Origin of the sequence: Streptomyces albus subsp. albus (assembly GCF_000719865.1) — a bacterium.
GTDB classification, from domain to species: domain Bacteria; phylum Actinomycetota; class Actinomycetes; order Streptomycetales; family Streptomycetaceae; genus Streptomyces; species Streptomyces albus_E.
Genome location: NZ_JOID01000030.1, coordinates 46,593 through 67,603, shown reverse-complemented (window position 1 = coordinate 67,603; position 21,011 = coordinate 46,593). Strand labels below are relative to the sequence as shown.

The window sequence follows — 21,011 nt, the reverse complement described above, 5'->3', positions numbered from 1 at the left end:
CCCCGACTGTCGCCCCGCCCACGCCGGCACAGCGACCGCCACCAACCCCATCAATAACGGCACCACCCTGCTTGCCCGTTACCGGGACACGCTCCTAGCCGTTCACCGAGGCGGAGAAGGACTGAACTCCCAGTCCCGCACCGCCGTTCCACGGCTCGAAGCCGGCCTGGATGCTGGTCATGTACCAGTTGTTGCCGGCCATGCCGCGGCCCACGGTCTCCTTGACGAAGTCCATGACGTCGAAGCTCCAGCTGGGAAGCGCGGACGGGGACACGAAGGAGATCACGTCGTTGCCGCCGTTGTTGCCGGTCCACACCTCCCAGCTCCGCCCGCCGACGTCGGCCGTGCCGACCTGCGAGCCGATGGGCTGGATCGGGCCCACCCGGTTGAACCAGATCATGATCTCCGTCCGGTTGACGCCGGTCCGCTTGGGCTCCGGGTCGAGCCAGATGTCGTAGGACGCGTTGTAGACCGCGTCGGAGGTGAACTGGTACGAGATGCTGCTCGGCGCGCTGCTGATCGAGCCGATCTGCATCGGCAGCCGGGTACCCGGCGAGCAGTTGGCGTAGTGGCAGCCCGTGTAGATCGACGGATAGGACTTGGGGGCACCGTCGGTCGAGACGCTGCCGTCCGCCTGGGTGAGCTGGAAGCCGTTGCCGGTGACGTTGACGCACTGGGTGGCACTGGTGCCCCAGCGGTTGTTCTGCACCACGTACTGGCCCTGCACCGTGGAGGTCCCGTACTGGTCGCAGATGACCGGGTCCGCCGCGGCCGACGGCGCCGTGATCGCGAGGCCGGCCAGCGACCCGAGGGTCACCAGGAGAGCCGTTGTGGCGGAGCGTATGCGGAGTTTCATGGGATCCCTTCAGCGGTTGCGGATGGAGGGGGGTGGAGCGTGGGAGCGCTCCCATTCACATGCGCCGGAGCGGACTGTATGACTCCGGCGAGAGCCTGGCAAGAGATGCCACCATGGCGCTGCCCGCACTCCCGCATCACGCGGCCGATCGCCATCCGCCCGCCGGGCCACGCCCGTTCAGCCTTCGGGACGGCCCTCACCCCGCCCGCCGGCCGGCGCACGGCGGACCGGCGGAGGCGTCGGCCCGCGCCCTGACCAGGAGGCCCGTATGACCGCAGACGCCCGAGGACACAGCCGGGAAGGCACCCGGCCGGACGGCGTCCGGCTCGTCCACACCGCCCATCTGGACCACGCTTCCCGGCAGGCCGCGCGCAGCCTGCTCGACGTCGTCTTCGAGGGGGACATGACCGACGAGGACTGGGAACACGCCCTCGGCGGCTGGCACGCACTGGCGTGGGAGAACGCCGAACTGATCGGACACGCCTCCCTCGTCCAGCGGCGCCTGCTGCACGGCGGCCGGGCGCTGCGCGCCGGGTACGTCGAGGGGGTGGGCGTACGCCCGGACCGGCAGGGCCGCGGCCACGGCTCGGCCATGATGGCGGCGCTGGAAGGCGTACTGCGCGGCGCCTACGAGGTGGGCGCACTCGGCGCGACCGACGACGGCGCGCGGTTCTACGCGGGCCGGGGCTGGCGGCGCTGGCAGGGCCGCACTCTCGCGCTCACCCCGGACGGACTCGTCCGCACCCCGGAGGAGGACGGCTGCGTGTACGTGTTCCCGCTCTCGGCCCCGCTGGACCCGTCCGGGGAACTCGTCTGCGACTGGCGCGACGGAGACGTGTGGTGAAGCGGCCGGCCGATGCCCCCGGGCGGGCCGGGCACACGACGGGGCGCGGAGCCGTGAGCCGGCTCCGCGCCCGTCACCCCGCCGGGCGCGGCCGGCGCGCACGGCCGTGCCCAGCGGGGAGTTGCTGCTGTGCCAGGTGGTTCGGAAGGCCCGTTCCGGTCAGTCGCGAAGGCCGGGCGGGGCGGTGGCGTCCGGGGTGATCAGCCCTCAGTCGTCACCCGGCTCGCACCGCTTCCAGGCCATCTGGTAGGTGGTGTCGACATCGCCGTCGGTGGAGTCCATCGTCATCAGACTGGTGGTCTCCTTGGTGTTCGACGTACCGGCGTTGACCCGCAGCTCCGTGTTGATGTTGAAGTTGCGGATCTCACCACAGGGGGCCCAGACCAGCGCGGGGAGCTCGGTGGTGTGCGTGACCTGCCAGTTGTCGTCGAAGGGCCCGGCGAACGACTCCTGGCGGGCGTCCGTGCTGGACGCCCCCTGGAAGTAGTACGACGCCTTCTGCATCGCGCTCGCGCCGTCCTCCAGGTACGCGTACCCGCGGTAGTCCACCTTGGCGATGGCGTAGGTGAAGCCCTGCGGGACCTTCATCGCCAGGTTGAGCTGGCAGTTCTTTCTGAAGTCGGTCGGCTTGGCTCCGACGCCGACCTGGGCGAGGTATTCGCTGTAGGTCACGGTGAAGGCCGTGTTGTCCTCGGAGACGGCGACGGCGGCCGTCCCCGCCGGGCAACCCGAGCCATTGACGGTCGCAACCGTGATGATCATCTTGTCGGTCGGCACATCCGTGAAATACGGCGGCGTCGCGATCGGGCCCGGAATGAATGAGGTGGCGAACAACGCTGTTGCCGCGCCGGCCGCTGCGAGTACACCGGACATGGTTCTCCAATCGGTCTGCTGTGGACCGCGCCGGGATACAGGGATGACCCGGCGCCGTTTGCTGTATGGAACCCGCCGAACCCCTTGCCGCCACCGCCGTTCATTCCCCTGCTTTCGGCATGAGGAATGCGCTGGGGAATTTCCGCGTCTGCGATGGGGAAAAGGGCTCGGAATAGATGACCCCGTGTTCTCGTGTCGTATGGCCCGCCCCTCCGGGAACCAAGGGCATTCCGGGAGGGATGGGGGTGGTCCCCGCGTCCGGGCAGCCGCTGCCGCCCGGACGCGGGGATGTCAACCCAGGCCGTTCGAGTTCCGCAACCGTGCGGCACATGAGTCCCGCAGGTCCGGAGTGGGGGGTGCTGGTATCCGGTCACCAGTCCTCAGGTCTGGATCACCGGTTGTGCGTCCCGCGGTGTTCCTTCTCTCCCGCTCCTGAACCACGCCCCGTGGTCCACGGCCGGCTCCCGGGCCGTGAACCCCGGAGAGTGCCCGGGACGCCACCGCGCGCGGGATGCGCGCGGAGCCCGTCAGCTACCGCATTCCTTCCAGGCCATGTGGTAGACCGTGCTGACCGCGGCGTCCGTGGAGTCCATGGTCATGAAGCTGGTCGTGCTCTTGGTGTCCGAGTCGCCACCGTCGACCCGCAGTTCGGTGTTGATGTTGAAGTTCCGCTTCACACCGCAGGGGGCCCAGACCAGCTCGCCGTACTCCTTGCTGACCGACGCCTGCCAGTTGTTGTCGAACGGGCCCTTGAACGTGCGCGAGGTCGCGCTCGTCTCGGAGGAGCCCTGGTGGTAGTACGACGCCTTCTGCAGGCCGGTGGCCCCGTCCTCCAGGTAGCCGTAGCCGCGGTAGTCGACCTTCGCGATCGCGTACGTGAAGCCCGAGGGCACGTACACGTCCAGGTTGAGCTGGCAGTTCTTTCTGAAGTCGGTCGGCGACGCGCCGACTCCGACCTGGGCGAGGTAGTCGCTGTAGGTCACGGTGAAGGCCGTGTTGTCCGGGGAGACGGCGACGGCGGCCGTCCCGGCCGGGCAGCCCGAGCCGTTCACGGTGTTGACGGAGAGCTGGATCTTCTCCGGCGGGACGGTCTCCTCGGCGGAGACGGTGGAAGCGGTGAGCGTGGAAGCGAGTAACGCCGCGGCAGCCCCACTTGCCAGAAGTACACCGGACATGATTCTCCAATCGATCGTCGTGGACCATGACGGAAGGGGGACGATCCCGAATCCGCCCACACTGAACGAGGCCCGGAGAGTAGCGGCGGAACGCCGGCGTGCCAGAGCCTCATCCGGGCAGCGCGCCGGCCCCGGGCAGCGACACGGCACGGCGCATCGCGGAACAGGGTGGGAAAACTGGCGCTGCTGTCCGGACTCCCGGAGGTCCTCTGCGGAGACAGGGGCACGACGATACGGATCGATACTCCGCGGCGACCGGCCGGCGCATCCGCCGGCGCGACCGCCTTGACGCGACGGGGCGCTTCAGCCCGGTTACGGATTCCACCGGTGCGTTCGGCGCACCGCCAGGGGGTGCTGAGTATCAAAACGTACGGCCTGCCGGATCGGGAGGCCAGGTGATGTCTTCAACCATTCCGGCGTCATTACCTGGCCTCCTGCTGACCCGTGGGGGGGCAGGGGTGGGAGCGCTCCCACGATAGGAGGTCCTCCAGGACCATGACAAGGGTGCGCGTCTCACTCGGGAAACAAGGCCGAAACAATGCCGTCCGGTCCCGGTGCCCAACTCGACAGGCGGGCCGGAACGTCCGGTGAGACGGCAGCCGCGTACCGGAATATGGCCACGCCGTGCGCCGGAAGTCCCTTCCGATGGCTTTTCGGCCGGTAGCCGGTCAGTGAGTTCTGGCCACAGCGCGGAAGTGCCGGAAAGCGGCGGCCGCCCATTCGTTCCGTTCTGGATTACTGCAACGGCCACGGGATCCGCTCCGCGTGACAGGACACCCCGCGTGACAGGACACCCGAGGGCGTGCCCTAAAGGTCGTTGAACGGCTCGGCGTAGCCGAACGGGCCCCGCAGCGCGGGGTCGTACGTCGTCAGGGTGCGCACCTGGAAGTGTGCGGCCCACTCGGGGACGGGCGGGACGATGCCGTACCCGGCTGCGGGGCGGAAGCCGAAGCGCGGGTAGTACCCGGTGTGGCCGAGCAGCACGACGAGCGGTTCGCCGAGCGCGTCGGCGGCGCCCAGCACGGCGTGCATCAGGGCGGACCCGACACCCCGCCGCTGCAGAGCCGGGAGCACGCCGAGCGGCCCCAGCCCGAGGGCGGGAGCCGCCCCGACGCGGGCTCGGGTGCAGACGACGTGCCCGGCCACCTCTCCCCCGGCGTCGACGGCCACCAGCGACAGCCCGGGGATCCAGGCCTCGTCCGAGCGCAGCGCGTCCACCAGGCGCACCTCGACGGGCTGCTCGCCGGGGGCCCCGGCCGGGGCGGCGAAAGCCGCGCGGTGGACGGCGCGGATGCCCTCGGCGTCCGCGGATGTCTCACGTCGGATCAGCACGCCCCGATCCTGCCGTGTGACGTCCGGGCCCGACAACGGATTTCCGGCGAACCCGGCGGCGCGCGGGGCTTGCCGTCCTTCCGGGGCCGGTGTGACCGTGGGACGGCGGCGCCGCGCACGGAGCCGTGGCAGCCGTGGCCGACGCGGGGCCCGTCCGACGACTTCCGGGGTGGACATGAGTGACAGCGCGGACACGGCCAGGGTGGAGCTGACCGGCCCGGCGGCGGACCTGTTGCGGGAGTTGCGGCAGGCGCACGGACCGCTGATGTTCCACCAGTCGGGCGGGTGCTGCGACGGCAGCGCGCCGATGTGCTACCCGGCCGGGGAGTTCAGGACGGGCGGGTCGGATGTGCTGCTGGCGGAACTGGCGGTCGAGGGGGTGCCGGAGCCGGTGCCGTTCTGGATGTCGGTCAGCCAGTACGAACGGTGGAGCCACACCCGCCTGATCGTCGATGTGGTGGAGGGCCGGGGCAGCGGATTCTCACTCGAAGCCCCCGAGGGCGTCCGGTTCCTCATCCGCTCCCGGCTGCTGGCGGCGGACGCCTGAAAGGGCGGCGCTCGGTGCCGCGGCGGGGTCCGTGGTCAGGGGCGGAAGCCGCCGACGAGTTGCGCGGTGGCCGAGATGCCGTCGTAGACGGAGGGCGCGATGTCGGTGCCCGCGATCAGGAATCCCACCACGGCGCAGAGGATCGCGTGCGAGGTCTTGAGGGATCCGCTGCGCAGGAAGATCAGCATGATGATCAGGAGCAGCAGCAGCACGGAGATGGATACCACCATCGCGGACAACCTCCTCGGCCGGCCACCCAGGGGTACGGCCGGGACGCGGTACGGAGCGGCTCTGGGGCGTCAGTGTGGCCCATGGCGCGCTCCGTACCGGTCGTCCGTCCGTCCGCCGATCGGGTGTTGACCGAGAGTTATCACCGCTGCCCGGGGTGGCGGTGAGGGAATGCCTCCGGGCGGGGAGCGCCCTCCCCCGCGGGGCCCTCCGGCGCCGTGCCCGGCTCCGCGTTCCCTCAGGGGGAGGGGGCGGGGAGGTTCACCAGAGCGGCGAGGGCTTCCCGGTGCCGCCCCGCGGTGCCGAGTGCGATGGCGTCCGCCTTGGCCCGTTTGAGGTAGAGGTGCGCGGGGTGTTCCCAGGTCATGCCGATGCCGCCGTGCATCTGGACGCATTCCTCCGCGGCGTGGACGGCCGTCCGCGAGCAGTGCGCCTGGGCGACGGCGACGGCCACGGGCAGGTCGGGGGAGCCGGTGGCGAGGGCGTCGGCCGCGTTGCGGGCCGCGGCACGGGCCGAGACGATGTCGAGCCAGAGCGCGGCGAGCCGGTGCTTCAGGGCCTGGAAGGAGCCGACGGGGCGGTTGAACTGATGCCGCTCCCGGGTGTGCCGCACGGTCTCGGCGAGGCACCACTCGGCGAGACCGAGCTGTTCGGAGGCGAGCAGTCCGGCTCCGGCGAACAGCGCGCGCCGGATGGCGGCTTCGGCCTCCTCCGGGCCGGCGACCGGCCGGGCGGGGGCGTCCGCGAAGGCGGTGTCGGCCAGAGGGCGGGTGAGGTCGAGCGGCACCCGCGGGGTGACGGTGACGCCGGACGCCGCCGTATCGACGGCGTAGAGCCCGAGCCCGCCGGGCCCTTCGGCCGGGACGAGCAGGGTCGCGGACTCGCCGGCGTCGGCGACGCCGCGCACGCTGCCGGTGAGCGCGGCGTCGTCACCGGCCCGGACGGTCACCGTGAGGCGGGTACCGGGGGCGGTGGACCAGGGCAGGGCCAGGGTCGCGGTGGACCGCCCGCCGGCCAGCTCGGCCAGCAGCGCGGCGGCCTCGGTCCCGTCCACCGGTTCGGTGGCGAGCAGGGCCTCGACGGCGATGACGGCACTGGTCAGATAGGGGGACGGGGCCGCGGCGCGGCCGAGTTCCTCCAGGACGACGGCCGCCTCGCGGGCGGAGGCGCCCTGCCCGCCGAGTTCCTCCGGCACGAGCAGCCCGGCGGCGCCCATGCCGCCGCCGAGCGCCGTCCACAGGTCCGGGTCGTACGGCCGGCCGGTCTCGATCCGGGCGAGGACGGCGGCCGGTGCGCAGCGGTCGGCGAGCAGGGACCGTACGGCGGAGCGCAGGTCCTCCTCCGCCTCGGAGTACAGCAGGTCCGGTACGGGCTGTTCCGCGGCGGCGGTGGCGGTGGCCGGGGCGGGGCCGGTGGTGGCGGCGCTCATCGTGCGAGTTCCTTCCAGGGGACGTCCTTGTCGGTGCGCGGTTCGGCGGGCAGACCGAGGACGCGTTCGGCGACGATGTTGAGCAGGACCTCGGAGGTGCCGCCCTCGATGGAGTTGCCCTTGGCGCGCAGGTAGCGGTAGCCGGCGTCGCGTCCGGTGAAGTTCACGTGCTGCGGGCGGACCATCGTCCAGTCCTGGTAGGTCAGTCCGTCGTCGGCGAGGAGTTCGACCTCCAGGCCGCTGATCTCCTGGGCGAGCCGGGCGAAGCCGAGTTTCATGGCCACGCCCTCGGGTCCGGGCTGGCCCGTGGCGAGTTGCTGTCCGAGGCGGATGGCGGCGAGCCGGGCGGCCTCGGCCTCGACCCACAGGCCGAGCAGCCGCTGGTGCAGATCGTGGGAGCGCAGTTCGGGCCGTTCCCGCCAGGTGGCGGCGGCCTTGCCGATCATGCCGCCCTCGCGGGGGACGCGGCCGCCGCCGATGGCGACGCGCTCGTTGTTGAGGGTGGTCTGGGCGACCTTCCAGCCGTCGCCGATCTCCCCGAGCCGGTGGCTGTCGGGGATGCGCACCCCGGTGAGGAAGACCTCGTTGAACTCGGCCTCGCCGGTGATCTGGCGCAGCGGGCGCACCTCCACGCCCGGGTCGGTCATGTCGCAGAGGAAGTAGGTGATGCCGCGGTGCTTGGGGAGGTCCGGGTCGGTGCGGGCGATGAGGATGGCCCAGCGGGCGATGTGGGCGCTGGAGGTCCATACCTTCTGCCCGTTGATCACCCAGTCGCCGGTGCCGTCCTCGCGCACGGCGCGGGTGGCGAGGGCCGCGAGGTCGGAGCCGGCGCCGGGCTCGCTGAAGAGCTGGCACCACACCTCCTCGCCGGTCCACAGCGGCCGCAGGAAGCGCTGCTTCTGCTCCTCGGTGCCGTAGCGCAGGATGGTCGGCGCGGCCATGCCGAGGCCGATGCCGATCCGGCGGGGGTCGTTGTCGGGGGCGCCGGCCGCCTCCAGTTCGGTGTCGACGACCCGCTGCAGGGAGCGCGGGGCGCCCAGGCCGCCCAAGCCCTCGGGGAAGTGCACCCAGGCGAGTCCGGCGTCGAAGCGGGCCCGGAGGAACTCCTCGCGGGGCGTGGTGGCGGGGTCGTGGGCGTCGAGCAGGTCCCGGACGCGGCGGCGCAGCTCATCGGCGTCCGGTGCCGGCTGCGGTGCGGCGGCGTTGCGCGGCATGTCGCGGCTCCTTGCGGTCAGTTGGGGGTGACGACGACGCGGCCGGTGGTCACGCCGTCGGCCACGCGCTGGACGGCCGAGGCGGCGCCGTCGAGTGGCACACGTTCGCTGACCAGGGGTTTGACGGCGCCCCGGGCGGCGAGTGCGGTGAGTTCCTCGTGGCAGGCGCGGACGGCGGCCGGGTCCTTGGTGTTGTAGAGCCCCCAGTGCAGGCCGAGGATCGAGTAGTTCTTGACCAGGGCGTGGTTGAGGCCGGGGGTGGGGACGGTGCCGCCGGCGAAGCCGACGACGACCACCCGGCCCTCGAAGGCGATGCACTTGACGGATTTGGCGTAGGCGTCGCCGCCGACCGGGTCGTAGACCACGTCGGCGCCCCTGCCGCCGGTGGCGTCCTTGACGGTGGCGACGATGTCGTCGGTGTGCCGGTCGATGACGAGGTCGCAGCCCAGTTCGCGGGCCACGGCGGCCTTCTCCGCTCCGCCGGTGACGCCGATGACGGTGGCTCCGGCGGCCTTGCCGAGCTGGACCGCGGCGCTGCCGACTCCGCCCGCGGCCGCGTGCACCAGCAGCGTTTCACCGGGCTGGAGCCGGGCCCGGCGGTGCAGTCCGAACCAGCCGGTCTGGTAGCCGATGTGCAGGGCGGCGGCCTCGGCGTCGTCGAGCGCGTCCGGTGCGGGGAACACGGTCGCGGAGTCGGCGACGGCGAGTTCGGCGAACCCGCCGCCGGGCAGCGGCGGCTGGGCGAGGACGCGGGCCCCGATCCCGGTCCGGGCCCCGTCGCCGGCCGCGACGACCTCGGCGCAGACCTCGACGCCGGGGGTGAACGGCAGCGGAGGCCGGACCTGGTACTGGCCCCGGCAGAGCAGCGCGTCGGGGAAGTTGACGTTGGCGGCGCGGACCCGCAGCAGCAGCTGGCCCGGGCCGGGCACGGGGTCGGGCACCTCGTCGAGGCGCATCACCTCGCGCGGCTCGCCGTTCTCGTGTACGCGCCATGCCTTCATCCGGTGGCCTCCGTGAACCGTTCCGTACAGCGTCGACAAGTGACAGGGGCTGGGGCGGCTGCGGTGGCGCGCCCGCCAGCGGCATACTAAGCGGTCGCTCTGCTCGGAGAACAGAGGCGGACCGAGATCCTTGCCGACGCGCCCCCGGCCCGGCCGCGGCTTTCCGGCCCTCCCGGCTCCGCCCGCCCCGCCGCACGAGAGCCCACACCCGCCCCGGAGCCGGCGCGCAACGGGAAGCGGAGGGTCGGCGGCTCGCGCCGGTTCCCCCACCGCGGAGCCCGTCCGACTCCCTTCGGAGAATGGTGGTCTAGACCTTGACTGGTGTAGACCAATGCGGTTGAGTGCTGCGTCACCAACCCCCCACCGGCCGGCCCCGGCGGACCCGCCCGGCCGCGGCGCCCCCCTGCCCGCGGTCCGGCGCGCGGCCCGTGCCGGTGCCGGCCCGAAGCGGCGACCTGCCGCACAAGGAGTGATCGCGTGTCGCGACGTCTTCTGGCGTTACTCACCACTCTGCTGGTCTGCTGTGGGCTGGCGGGCCTCACGCCCGCGGCCGCCTCGGCCGCCCCCGTTTCCGCGGCACGGGCCGCGGCCTGCCCGGCGCCGGACTGGGTGGCCGGGCAGTGGTACGCGGCCGGTTCGGTCGTCCGCTACACCGACGGCCGCCACTACCGGGCCGAGCACGGCAATCCGGGGTATGACCCGGTGATCAGCACCTGGTACTGGGAGCCGCACGTGTGCGACGGCGGCACCCCCTCCCCCGGCGGCTTCGTGGTGAGCGAGGCGCAGTTCCAGCAGATGTTCCCGAACCGGAATCCCTTCTACACCTACAGCGGTCTGACGGCCGCGCTGGGCGCCTACCCCGCCTTCGCCACCACCGGCAGCGACACCGTCAGGCGGCAGGAGGCGGCGGCCTTCCTCGCCAATGTGGCCCACGAGACCGGCGGTCTGGTGCACATCGTCGAGCAGAACACCGCCAACTACCCGCACTACTGCGACACGTCCCAGCCGTACGGCTGCCCCGCCGGGCACGACGCGTACTACGGTCGCGGGCCCATCCAGCTGAGCTGGAACTTCAACTACAAGGCCGCCGGTGATGCCCTCGGCATCGACCTGCTGAACCAACCGTTCCTGGTGCAGAACGACGCGGCCGTGGCCTGGAAGACCGCCCTGTGGTACTGGAACACCCAGAGCGGCCCCGGCACCATGACCGGCCATACCGCGATGACCGGCGGCCACGGATTCGGCCAGACGATCCGCAGCATCAACGGCAGCCTGGAGTGCGACGGGAAGAACCCGGCGCAGGTACGCAGCCGGATCGACAACTACCAGCGTTTCACGGGCATCCTCGGCACCGTCCCGGGCGGCGGTCTCTCCTGCTGAGCGGCCCGCTCCGCCCGTCCCGCTCCACGCACCGTACGCCCGCCACGGCACGCCGCCGCGGCGGGCGTACGCCATGTGACGGGGCGCCCGTGCACCGTGCGCGGACGCCCGCGGAAGCGGGTGACCCCCAGGGGCCGGCTCCGGTCCCACCAGGCACTTCTCGTCAATTCTCCGTCCCCTTGAGGCAATTCGCGCCCCCGTACGTAGTGAGGGTGAACAGGCGCACGGGGTCGGAGGACCGCAACCGCTCGCGTCTGTCCGTACGGCAGGAGGACCCGCTCCGGGGACCCTCCCCGCCGCAGCCCCACAAGCCGGACCGGCCGGACCCCCAGCGGCCGGTCCGCCCCCCGATGGAGGTCAGTCAGTTGAGCCACCGACGAGTCAACAAGCGGACGAGCGCCATAGCCGCGGCCTCCGCAGCCGCCCTCGCGGGAGCGGTGATCCTGCTGCCGAACGCGAACGCCAGTGACGAGAAGGAGGCCGCTCCCAGAACGTTCGCCGGCCCGGCCGCGGCGGAGACGGGTACCGCCCTCGCGGCCGACCTGGGCGCCGACGCCGCGGGCTGGTACTTCGACGGCGACTCCGGCCGGCTCGTGATGAACGTCCTGGACGAGGAAGCCGCGGAGACCGCGCGTGCCAAGGGCGCCGAGGCGCGGATCGTGGACAACAGCATGGCCGAACTGAAGGCCGCCACGCAGACCCTGAGCGACCAGGCGTCGATCCCGGGCACCGCCTGGTCGATCGACCCCAAGACCAACAAGGTCTCCGTGCTCGCCGACCGCACCGTGACGGGCGACAAGCTCGCCGAACTGGAGCAGGCCACGGACGGCATGGCGGGCCTGGTGTCCGTCAAGCGCAGCCAGGGCGAGTTCAAGCCGTTCGCCGACGGCGGCGACGCCATCTTCGGCGGCGGCTCGCGCTGCTCCCTCGGCTTCAACGTGGACGTGAACGGCGCCCCGGGCTTCCTGACCGCCGGCCACTGCGGCGGCGTCGGGCAGACCTGGACGGCCGACCAGGGTGGCGCCCAGCCGCTGGGCGCCACGGCCGAATCCGTCTTCCCCGTCGCCGACTTCTCCCTGGTGATGTACGACGACCCGGCGACGGAGGCCCCGAGCACGGTCGACCTCCAGGACGGCACCACGCAGGAGATCACCGAGGCCGCGGAGGCGAGCGTCGGCATGGAGGTGCAGCGCTCCGGCAGCACCACCGGTCTCAGCGACGGCCAGGTCACCGGCCTCAACGCCACCGTCAACTACGGCAATGGCGACATCGTCAACGGCCTGATCCAGACCAATGTGTGCGCCGAGCCGGGCGACAGCGGCGGCGCCATGTTCTCCGGCACCGCCGCCGTGGGCCTGACCTCGGGCGGCAGCGGCGACTGCACGGTCGGCGGCGAGACCTTCTTCCAGCCGGTGACCACCGCCCTGGAGGCCGTGGGCGCGACGATCGGCGCCGGCGGCGCGGGTGCGGGCGGCGAAGCGGGTGACGGCGGTGAGGCCGGTGCGGGCGGTGAGGCCGGTGACGGCGTCATCGGCGAGGGCGCCGGTGACGCGGGCGACGCCGGTGCCGGTGACCAGGGTGCCGGTGACGAGGGCATCGGGAGCCCCGTCGACGGTGCGCGGGACGACTCCTCCGGCTCCGGCCACCAGTAGGCGTCACGGCGGACCGGAGGGCGCGGCCGCCCGTCAGCCCTCCTCCTCCGCCACGCGCGAGATTCGTACGTTCCGCAAGCTCCACATGCTCCGGGCGCGGGGCCCGGGTACCTCTCCCCCGGTACCCGGGCCCCGCGCGCGTCCCCGCACCGCCGCGGGCTCCCCGCCGCCTCGGAACACCGTGCCCGGCACCCCCTGCGGTGGCGCAGCCGCGAGGGGAAGCAGGGCTTCTCACCCCTTCACCCCCGACAGAACAGGGCGGCCGGTCGTCTTCGCCGGGCGGCCCCTCCGGACCGTCCCGTCGCCCCTCCGCGGCACCGTCCGGCTCGTCCCCTGCCTCCACCACCCGCTTCGTCCACCTCCCACCACCTGCCGCGTCACCTCCCGCCTCCCGGCCGCCGCCCCGTCCTCCGTCCGCTCCCCCGCCCGTGCCGGCAGCCCGCCGGCCGCGCGTGCCCGGCGGGAAGGAGGGCAAAAGGCGGTCTTGAGGACATCCGCCGCAGCGGGTTAGGTGATGCGGGACGGCACCGGTTCACCTACCGTGAGCACGTGCCGCCGCCACACCGGGAGGTACCGGATATGACCGACGTCTTCGACGCGCCCATCCCCCCGCCGGAGCCCCGGGCCCGGCTCGTCACCACCGCCGAGGTCGACGCCCAGGTGCGCGGCGTCTGCTTCAAGACCGGGCCGCCGCGCAGGCTCGGTGTGGAACTCGAATGGTTCATCCACGACCCCCGCGATGCCCGCGCCCCCGTCGCCCCCTCCCGGCTCTCCGCCGCCCACGCCGCCCTGCGCGGCCTCACCCTCCGCTCTGCGCTCACCTTCGAGCCCGGCGGCCAGATCGAGCTCAGCTCTCCCCCCGCCGGCTCCCTCGCCGCCTGCGTGGCGGACGCGGCCGCCGACCTGCGGCTCGTACGCGCCGCCCTGGCCGGCCGCGGCCTCGCCCTCGCCGGGCACGGCCACGACCCGTGGAACCCCCCGCGCCGGCTGCTCACCGCCCCCCGGTACCGCGCCATGGAGGCGTACTTCGACCGCGCCGGCCCCGCCGGCCGGGCCATGATGTGCGCCACCGCCTCCGTCCAGGTGTGCCTGGACGCCGGGCACGAGGAGCCCGGTCCGCTCGGCCACGTCCGCCGCTGGCGGCTGGCGCATCTGCTGGGCGCCGTGCTCGTCGCCGCCTTCGCCAACTCCCCGCTCCGGCAGGGCGTTCCCACCGGCTGGCGCTCCACCCGGCAGGCCCTGTGGGCCGAGCTCGACCCCGGCCGCGCCCTGGCGCCCCCCGAGGGCCCGGAGCCGCGCGCCGCCTGGGCGGCGTACGCCCTCGACGCACCCGTCATGTGCGTCCGCTCCGGCAACGGCGGGCCGTGGGCCGTACCGCCGGACGGACTCACCTTCCGCCACTGGATCGCGGGCGGCGCCGCCCGGCCGCCGACCGCCGACGACCTCGCCTACCACCTGACCACCCTCTTCCCCCCGGTCCGGCCGCGCGGCCACCTGGAGCTGCGCATGATCGACGCGCAGCCCGGCGAGGACGGCTGGATGGTGCCGCTCGCGGTGACCGCCGCCCTGTTCGACGACCCGGCGGCCGCCTCGGCAGCCGCCCGGGCGGTCGAACCGCTCGCCGCCACCGCCGGCACGGACCCACCGCCCGGCAATCCGCTGTGGCGGAACGCCGCCCGCCACGGCCTCGCCGATCCCGCGCTCCGCGCCGCCGCCGAGGCCTGCTTCGCCGCCGCCCGCGAGGCCCTGCCCCGGCTCGGGGCACCGCCCTCCGTGCGGAACGCGGTGGCGGACTTCACGGAACGCTACGTCTCCCGTGGCCGCTGCCCCGCCGACGACCTGCTCGACCTGTACGGACAGCCGGCACCAGGGAAGGAGAGCCGCCCATGACGGCCACCGAACGGACCAGCCCCGCGGCCCGCGACACCGCCGAGAGCGTCCTCCCCGCGACCGCCCCCGACACCTTCCGCCAACGGGCCGCCGACGCCCTCACCGCCGCCCGCGACCGGACCGCCCTGCTCACCTCCTGCGTCGACGACCCCGAACTCACCGCCCAGCACTCCCCGCTGATGTCCCCGCTCGTCTGGGACCTCGCCCACATCGGCAATTTCGAGGACCAGTGGCTGCTCCGCGCCGTCGGCGGCCGCGCGGCACTCCGCCCCGACGTCGACGCCGTCTACGACGCCTTCGAACACCCCCGCGCGGAACGCCCCTCCCTGCCGCTGCTGCCCCCGGGCGAGGCCCGCCGCTACGTCGCCGACGTGCGGACCCGGGCCCTCGACGTCCTCGCGGACACCCCGCTGGAGGGCAGGGAACTCACCGACGCGGCCTTCGCGTTCGGCATGATCGCCCAGCACGAGCAGCAGCACGACGAGACCATGCTCATCACCCACCAGCTGCGCCGCGGCCCCGCCGCGCTCACCGCACCCCCGCCACCGCCGGCCCCCGCCGACGCCGGCTCGCTGCCGGACGAAGTCCTCGTGCCCGGCGGCCCGTTCACCATGGGCACCTCCGCCGAGCCCTGGGCCCTCGACAACGAACGGCCCGCGCACCCGCGCGACCTCCCGGCCTTCCTCATCGACACCGTCCCCGTCGGCAACGGCGCCTATCTGCGCTTCATGGCGGACGGCGGCTACGACGACCCCCGCTGGTGGGCCCCCGCGGGCTGGGCATACATCCGCGAACACGGCCTGCGCGCACCGCTGTTCTGGCGCCGCGAGGGCACCGGCTGGGTCCGCCGCCGCTTCGGCGTCACCGAACCCGTACCGCTCGACGAGCCCGTGCTCCACGTCAGCTGGTACGAGGCCGACGCCTACGCCCGCTGGGCCGGCCGGCGCCTGCCCACCGAGGCCGAGTGGGAGAAGGCCGCCCGCCACGACCCGGCCACCGGCCGCTCCCGCCGCTACCCCTGGGGCGACGCCGACCCGGGACCGGAGCACGCCAACCTCGGGCAGCGGCATCTGCGGCCCGCGCCCCTGGGCAGCTGGCCGCGCGGCGCGTCACCGCTCGGCGTGCGGCAGCTCATCGGCGACGTGTGGGAGTGGACCGCGAGCGACTTCCTCCCCTACCCGGGCTTCCGCGCCTTCCCCTACCGGGAGTACTCGGAAGTCTTCTTCGGCCCGGAACACAAGGTACTGCGCGGCGGCTCCTTCACCGTCGACCCCGTCGCCTGCCGGGGCACCTTCCGCAACTGGGACCTGCCGGTGCGCCGCCAGATCTTCGCCGGCTTCCGCACGGCCCGCGACCTGCCGGAGAGCGCGTGACCGCCCGGCGCGGGCCCGCGCCCGCGGTCTCCGGACGGAGGTGCGGCTGATGTGCCGGCACGTGGCCTACCTGGGCCCCGCCGTCCCCTGGCGGGACGTCCTCGTCACCCCCGGGCACGGGCTGTACCGCCAGTCGTGGGCGCCGCGCCGCCAGCGGTACGGCACCGTCAACGCCGACGGCTTCGGCGTCGGCTGGTACGCCGACGGCGACCCGGTGCCCGCCCGCTACCGCCGCGCCGGCCCCATCTGGGCCGACCAGTCCTTCGCCGACCTCGCCCGCGCCGTGCGCACCCGCGCCCTCCTCGCCGCCGTACGGGACGCGACCGAGGCCGGCGCCGACGGCGAGGCCGCCGCCGCGCCGTTCGCCGACGGCCCCTGGCTGTTCAGCCACAACGGGGCCCTGACGGGCTGGCCCGCCTCCGCCGCCCCGCTCGCAGCCGCACTGCCGCCGGAGGACCTGCTGACGCTTCCGGCGCGCTGCGACGCGGCCTTCGTCTGGGCGCTGGTCCGCCACGCGCTGCGCCGCGGCGACTCCCTGGGCGACGCGCTGTCCGCCGCCGTCGGGGAACTGGCCGCGGCGGCACCCGGTTCCCGGCTCAATCTGCTGCTGACCGACGGCACCACCGTCGCCGCCACCGCCTGGGGCGACACCCTCTGGTATCTCGCCGACCCGGCCGCCCGGCGCACCGTCGTGGCCTCCGAGCCCTACGACGACGATCCCCGCTGGACCGAGGCGCCCGACCGCACCCTGCTCACCGCAACCCGCACCGATGTTCTCCTGACCCCGCTCAAGGAGCCCGCGTGAGTCCGTTCGCCGTCACCCGCACGCTGCCCGCCGACGCCACCGCCGCCGCTCTGCGCACCGACGTCCTCCGCGGCCTCTCCACCCGCCCCAGGGAGCTGCCGCCCAAGTGGTTCTACGACGCCCGCGGCAGCGAGCTGTTCGAGGAGATCACGCGACTTCCCGAGTACTACCCGACCCGCGCGGAACGGGAGATCCTCGCCGCCCGCGCGGACGCCGTCGCCGCGGCGAGCGGCGCCCGCACCCTGGTGGAACTGGGCTCCGGCTCCTCCGAGAAGACCCGCCACCTCCTGCGGGCCCTGGGCGGCCTGCGGGCCTACGTGCCCGTCGACGTCAGCGAGTCGGCGCTGCGCCTGGCGGGCGAAAGCCTGCTGGCGGACCATCCGGAGCTGGAGGTCCACGCCCTGGTGACCGACTTCCAGCACGGACTCCGGCTCCCGGACACCCCCGGCCCGCGCCTGGTCGCCTTCCTCGGCGGCACGATCGGCAACCTGCTGCCCGCCGAGCGCGCCGCCTTCCTGACCGCCGTGCGCGGCCTGCTCTCCCCCGGTGACACGCTGCTGCTCGGCACCGACCTGGTGAAGGACGAACGCACGCTGGTGGCGGCCTACGACGACGCCCGGGGTGTCACCGCCGCGTTCAACAAGAACGTCCTGTCGGTCCTGGACCGCGAACTCGGCGCGGACTTCGACCCGGACGACTTCGACCACGTCGCGCTGTGGGACGCCGAGCACGAATGGATCGAGATGCGGCTGCGCGCCCGGCACGCGCTGACCGCGAAGATCCCCGCGCTGGACCTCGCCGTCACCTTCGACGCCGGCGAGGAACTGCGCACCGAGGTCTCGGCCAAGTTCCGGCGGGAGGGTGTCCGGAAGGAACTGGCCGCCGCCGGCATGGAGTTGCGCCACTGGTGGACGGACGAGGAGAACCGCTTCGCCCTGTCGCTGGCGGCGCCGGCCGCGAGCTGAACGGACGGTACGGACGGTCCGGCCGGTCCCCCGCGCGTCCCCCGGGGGACCGGCCTCCACCTGGCCGGACGCCTGCCCGGCCGGGCCCGGAGCTGCGGACTCCGCGAGCAGCGGCCCCGCGACGCCCGGCTCCCCGGCACCGGACGCACGGACCAACCGGACTCCCGGCGTTTCCCACCCGTTTCCCCGCGCCCCTGCCGGGCACCCGTGGATGTCGTAAGCGACCGGCGTCGCGGACGCCGGGACGACCGACGGAAACCGGGCCCGGGAGGCACACCGTGGCTGACACATCGGCTCACATCTCCACCATCGAGCTCGACGCGCTCTGGGACGAGTTCCACCGCGTCGTCAACATGAACTCCGAGGAACTCGCCGCATGGCTGCGGACGGAATCCGCCGGCGAGGTCAGCGAGACCGAACCGGACCACTCCGGTACGCGGCTGGGCCGGCACGTTCTGCACATCCTGCAGTCACGCCGCACCGACCTCACCGACGACGACATCCGGGTGATGCACAAGGTCGTCGACCGGGTGACGGAGCAACGGCGCGAGGACATGGAACCGGTGGCCGGACAGAGCCACTGGCGGCACCGGCTCATGAACATGGGCCACGACCCGCTGAAACCCCCGCGCGACACCGGCCGCTGACCCGGTACGCCGCACGGCCCCCTCGCCTCGCGCGCCCGCGCCCGCCGGGGCACGGTGGGTCGTGACCACCCCCGCCCCCGCCCACCGCGGCGCGCCCCACCGCGCCACACCGGCCACACAGTCAGGGAGATCGCCATGACCAACCACGTCTACCGGGTGACCGAGATCGTCGGCTCGTCGCACGAGGGACTCGACGACGCCATCCGCAACGGGATCCGCCGCGCCTCGGAAACCCTGCGGCACCTCGACTGGTTCGAGGTGACCGAGATGCGCGGACAGATCAAGGACGGGCAGGTCGAGCACTACCAGGTCGGCCTGAAGGTCGGCTTCCGGCTGGAGGACGCCGGCTGACCGGCGCACCGGCGGCTCCGGCACCCGGCCCACCCGCCGGCGCCACCGCCCCGTCCGTCCCCCGAACGGGCCACCGCGCTCCCCCGGCCGGACCTCCCCGGCGGGCACACCCTCCGGGCCTGCCGGAGGCTGTACGGAAGCGGGCCCGCGCGCCCGCCCTCCGCACCGTCCCGCAGGGGAGGACCCGACGTGCCCGTCAACATCGAAGAGATGCGCCGCTGCTCGGTCGCCGTGGACCTCGGCGCGTCGAGGAGCCGGGTGTACGTCAAGGACACCGGCCTCATCGTCGACGAGCCGAGCGTCGCCGCCGTCAACACCCGTACCGGCGCGCTCCTCGCGGTGGGCGAACTCGCCGAACGCATGACCGGGCGCACCCCCGAGCACATCCGGGTCGTCCGCCCCGTGCAGGGCGGCACCGTCGTCAACGTCGACCTGGCCCGCCGGATGCTGCGCCACCTCATCGGGGGCAAACTCCGCCACACCTGGATCCGCCGGCCCGGCATGCGCTTCGCCGCCTGCGTACCGCACGACAGCGAACCGCTCGCGCAGCGCGCCCTGCGGGAGACCCTCACCGCGGTCGGCGCCCGCCGGGTGGAACTGGCCGACACCCTCATCTGCGCGGCCATCGGCTCGGGCCTCCCGGTGGAGCACCCGGAGGCGACGATGATCGTGGTCTGCGGAGCGGGCACCACGCAAGTGGCGGTGCTGTCACTCGGCTCGATCGTGGCCGCGGAGACCGTGCCGGTCGGCGGCGACTCCATCGACTACGCCGTCATCGAACACCTCCGCAGCCGCCACGAACTGCTGCTGCCGTACCCGGCGGTGCGCCCGCTGCGGATGATCCTGCACTCGGCGGAGCAGAGCCCCGCGGTGGCCGAGGTGCACGGCCGCGACGTGACGACGGGACTGGCGCGGACGGTGACCGTGGACACCGAGAGCGTCCGGCAGGCCGTCGGCGGCCCGCTCACCGCCGTGCTCGACGCGATCCGCGCCGTCCTGCGGCGCTGCCCGCCCGACCTCGTCGCGGACCTCTCCGAACGCGGCGTCGTCCTGGCCGGCGGGAGCGCCCTGCTGCCGGGACTGGACGCGATGCTGAGCCGCTCGACCGGGATGCCGGTGCACACCGCCGACGCCCCGGACACCTGTGCCGTCCGGGGACTCGGCGCGATGATCGAGGGCAAGGTCGAGTCGATGCGCCTCGACCCGCTGGCCGGCTGACGGGCCGGCGGGCCGGCGGCCCCGGCCGGCCCGGGCACGGAACGGCACGCACCGGCGCGGACGAGCCCGCCCGGCGCGGACGGCGGAGGCGCCCGGAGACCGCCGGGGACACGGCCACCGCGGGCCACCACGACCCCGCCGCCGCGAAAGGTCCGTGCGGGTGAGGGGCGGGGTGGGTGACAATCGCCGGGTGCCGACACCTTCGTATCCCTCCATCGCCGCGCTGGACGCGCTCCTCGACGCGATGCCCGCGACCGGGGACGCGCGTCGGCGGCAACTGGGCATGGTCCGGCGCGAGTTGGAAACGGCTCTGCGCCAGGACGCCCTGCCCGCCCCGGCACGCGGCAGCCTGCGGCACCTCCTGGGCGAGGAGGCCCTGGGCCCGTACCTGCGCCGGGCGGAGTCCGGCGCGCTGCGTCACCGCCTGGTCGCCGGCCGGCGCCCGCCGACGTCCGGGCACACCAACCAGACCCGGCTGGTCTGCCTCGATCTGCTGCGGGAGGCGGCCGGTCTGCCGGACCTGCACCTGGCGGTCACCGGGACCCCGGACCTGCACCCGGTCCCCGCCTTCGCCCAACTGGCCGCGCTGCGGCGGCAGCTCGACCGGGACCTCGCCGGCCCTCTGTCCCCGGGACGGGTCCGGCTGACCGCCGTGCTCGCCCTGGTGCTGGACACGGCCGCGCGCTCCGGCGAACTGACCGGCCTGCGGATCACCCATCTCACCGGAGACCGCCGCTCGGTGTACGTGGAGCGGCGTCCGCAGCACGGCACCGCCGCCCCGGTGACAGGCGAGTGGCTGCCGCTCTCCCCGCTCGCCCGGGCCGCCCTGGACCGCTGGCTCGCGGCCCGTGCGGATCTGGTCGCGTTCGCCCACGGCACCTCCCGCCTGTGGGTGTCCCTGCGCCCGAACCACGCCGGCCTCCCGGACGAGAACGGCAACGCCGTGGGACGGCCGGCAGGGATGCCACTGGAGGAGAACGGACTCATCACCTCCTACCGGCGCGGCCGCGCCCGCTACGGGCTCCAGCACCTGCTGCCGGCGAAGTTGGAACAACTGCGCCGCGCCGCCGAACAGCAGCGCGACGCGCGTCACACCTAGCGGCATCCTCCGGCGTGGGCGGCGCCCCCGGCGGCCGCCGCCTTCTGTGTCTGCGGTGGAACGGTGGCAGCCAAAGGCTTGTTATATGACTTTCCCCCATTGGTCCCCGGAGCCCGGCAGGCCACCCGGAGG

19 protein-coding genes and 1 pseudogene are annotated in these 21,011 nt (G+C 73.7%); 12 read left to right on the top strand and 8 right to left on the bottom strand.

Annotation, left to right across the window (positions count from 1 at the left end):
• Window positions 1-100: 100 nt before the first annotated feature.
• A pseudogene (locus tag IF83_RS0125315) lies at window positions 101-856 on the bottom strand (GH12 family glycosyl hydrolase domain-containing protein); the annotation flags it as partial.
• Between the two features lie 268 nt (window positions 857-1,124).
• On the opposite strand from IF83_RS0125315, the gene IF83_RS0125310 reads away from it, so the two are divergent.
• Complete coding sequence (locus IF83_RS0125310) at window positions 1,125-1,700, top strand: GNAT family N-acetyltransferase (RefSeq protein ID WP_051723369.1); 576 nt, start codon at window positions 1,125-1,127, stop codon at window positions 1,698-1,700.
• Window positions 1,701-1,907: 207 nt separating this feature from the next.
• Here IF83_RS0125310 and IF83_RS0125305 read toward each other — a convergent pair whose 3' ends face one another.
• The 3 genes from IF83_RS0125305 to IF83_RS0125295 all read right to left on the bottom strand — a co-directional run bounded on the left by IF83_RS0125305 (window position 1,908) and on the right by IF83_RS0125295 (window position 5,080).
• The gene (locus IF83_RS0125305) at window positions 1,908-2,573 is read right to left on the bottom strand and encodes a DUF4360 domain-containing protein (protein WP_030547980.1); all 666 of its coding nucleotides are present in this window, start codon (window positions 2,571-2,573) and stop codon (window positions 1,908-1,910) included.
• Window positions 2,574-3,100: 527 nt separating this feature from the next.
• Entirely contained in the window at window positions 3,101-3,748 is a 648-nt protein-coding gene (locus IF83_RS0125300; protein WP_030547978.1) for a DUF4360 domain-containing protein, read from the bottom strand.
• A gap of 807 nt (window positions 3,749-4,555) precedes the next feature.
• A complete protein-coding gene (locus IF83_RS0125295; protein WP_030547976.1) occupies window positions 4,556-5,080 on the bottom strand; it encodes a GNAT family N-acetyltransferase in 525 nt (174 codons plus the stop codon).
• 175 nt (window positions 5,081-5,255) lie between these two features.
• On the opposite strand from IF83_RS0125295, the gene IF83_RS0125290 reads away from it, so the two are divergent.
• Window positions 5,256-5,627, top strand: a complete 372-nt coding sequence (locus IF83_RS0125290) for a DUF779 domain-containing protein (protein WP_030547967.1) — start codon at window positions 5,256-5,258, stop codon at window positions 5,625-5,627.
• Between the two features lie 35 nt (window positions 5,628-5,662).
• Here IF83_RS0125290 and IF83_RS0125285 read toward each other — a convergent pair whose 3' ends face one another.
• From IF83_RS0125285 to IF83_RS0125270, 4 genes are all read right to left on the bottom strand, one after another.
• Window positions 5,663-5,857, bottom strand: a complete 195-nt coding sequence (locus IF83_RS0125285; RefSeq protein ID WP_030547965.1) for a hypothetical protein — start codon at window positions 5,855-5,857, stop codon at window positions 5,663-5,665.
• Between the two features lie 236 nt (window positions 5,858-6,093).
• Window positions 6,094-7,284 carry an acyl-CoA dehydrogenase family protein gene (locus tag IF83_RS0125280; RefSeq protein WP_037681289.1) on the bottom strand — a complete coding sequence of 397 codons (1,191 nt, stop codon included), beginning with the start codon at window positions 7,282-7,284 and terminating at the stop codon, window positions 6,094-6,096.
• Complete coding sequence (locus tag IF83_RS0125275; RefSeq protein ID WP_051723367.1) at window positions 7,281-8,498, bottom strand: acyl-CoA dehydrogenase family protein; 1,218 nt, start codon at window positions 8,496-8,498, stop codon at window positions 7,281-7,283. Before IF83_RS0125275 ends, IF83_RS0125280 begins: the two co-directional genes overlap by 4 nt.
• Before the next feature lie 17 nt (window positions 8,499-8,515).
• Entirely contained in the window at window positions 8,516-9,499 is a 984-nt protein-coding gene (locus IF83_RS0125270; RefSeq protein ID WP_030547960.1) for an NADPH:quinone oxidoreductase family protein, read from the bottom strand.
• Between the two features lie 477 nt (window positions 9,500-9,976).
• Between IF83_RS0125270 and IF83_RS0125265 the strand changes: the two genes are divergently transcribed.
• The 10 genes from IF83_RS0125265 (at window position 9,977) to IF83_RS35370 (ending at window position 20,879) form a co-directional block, all read left to right on the top strand.
• Entirely contained in the window at window positions 9,977-10,879 is a 903-nt protein-coding gene (locus tag IF83_RS0125265; protein WP_030547958.1) for a glycoside hydrolase family 19 protein, read from the top strand.
• Between the two features lie 365 nt (window positions 10,880-11,244).
• A complete protein-coding gene (locus tag IF83_RS0125260) occupies window positions 11,245-12,531 on the top strand; it encodes a S1 family peptidase (protein WP_030547957.1) in 1,287 nt (428 codons plus the stop codon).
• A 579-nt stretch (window positions 12,532-13,110) separates the two neighbouring features.
• Window positions 13,111-14,421, top strand: a complete 1,311-nt coding sequence (gene egtA / locus IF83_RS0125255; RefSeq protein ID WP_051723365.1) for an ergothioneine biosynthesis glutamate--cysteine ligase EgtA — start codon at window positions 13,111-13,113, stop codon at window positions 14,419-14,421.
• Entirely contained in the window at window positions 14,418-15,794 is a 1,377-nt protein-coding gene (egtB, locus tag IF83_RS0125250; protein ID WP_030547953.1) for an ergothioneine biosynthesis protein EgtB, read from the top strand. The genes egtA and egtB overlap by 4 nt, the downstream gene beginning before the upstream one ends.
• A gap of 49 nt (window positions 15,795-15,843) precedes the next feature.
• Window positions 15,844-16,599 carry an ergothioneine biosynthesis protein EgtC gene (egtC, locus tag IF83_RS0125245; protein WP_030547951.1) on the top strand — a complete coding sequence of 252 codons (756 nt, stop codon included), beginning with the start codon at window positions 15,844-15,846 and terminating at the stop codon, window positions 16,597-16,599.
• Window positions 16,596-17,564: an L-histidine N(alpha)-methyltransferase gene (egtD, locus tag IF83_RS0125240; protein ID WP_030547949.1), complete on the top strand. Its 969-nt coding sequence runs from the start codon at window positions 16,596-16,598 to the stop codon at window positions 17,562-17,564. Before egtC ends, egtD begins: the two co-directional genes overlap by 4 nt.
• Before the next feature lie 278 nt (window positions 17,565-17,842).
• The gene (locus tag IF83_RS0125235; RefSeq protein ID WP_279617231.1) at window positions 17,843-18,211 is read left to right on the top strand and encodes a DUF3140 domain-containing protein; all 369 of its coding nucleotides are present in this window, start codon (window positions 17,843-17,845) and stop codon (window positions 18,209-18,211) included.
• A gap of 135 nt (window positions 18,212-18,346) precedes the next feature.
• Window positions 18,347-18,562, top strand: coding sequence for a dodecin (locus IF83_RS0125230; RefSeq protein WP_030547945.1), 216 nt, complete (start codon window positions 18,347-18,349; stop codon window positions 18,560-18,562).
• Between the two features lie 189 nt (window positions 18,563-18,751).
• On the top strand, window positions 18,752-19,780 hold the full coding sequence (mreB, locus tag IF83_RS0125225; protein ID WP_030547943.1) for a rod shape-determining protein: 1,029 nt from the start codon (window positions 18,752-18,754) through the stop codon (window positions 19,778-19,780).
• Window positions 19,781-19,970: 190 nt separating this feature from the next.
• The gene (locus IF83_RS35370; RefSeq protein ID WP_279617230.1) at window positions 19,971-20,879 is read left to right on the top strand and encodes a hypothetical protein; all 909 of its coding nucleotides are present in this window, start codon (window positions 19,971-19,973) and stop codon (window positions 20,877-20,879) included.
• The last annotated feature ends 132 nt before the right edge of the window (window positions 20,880-21,011 follow it).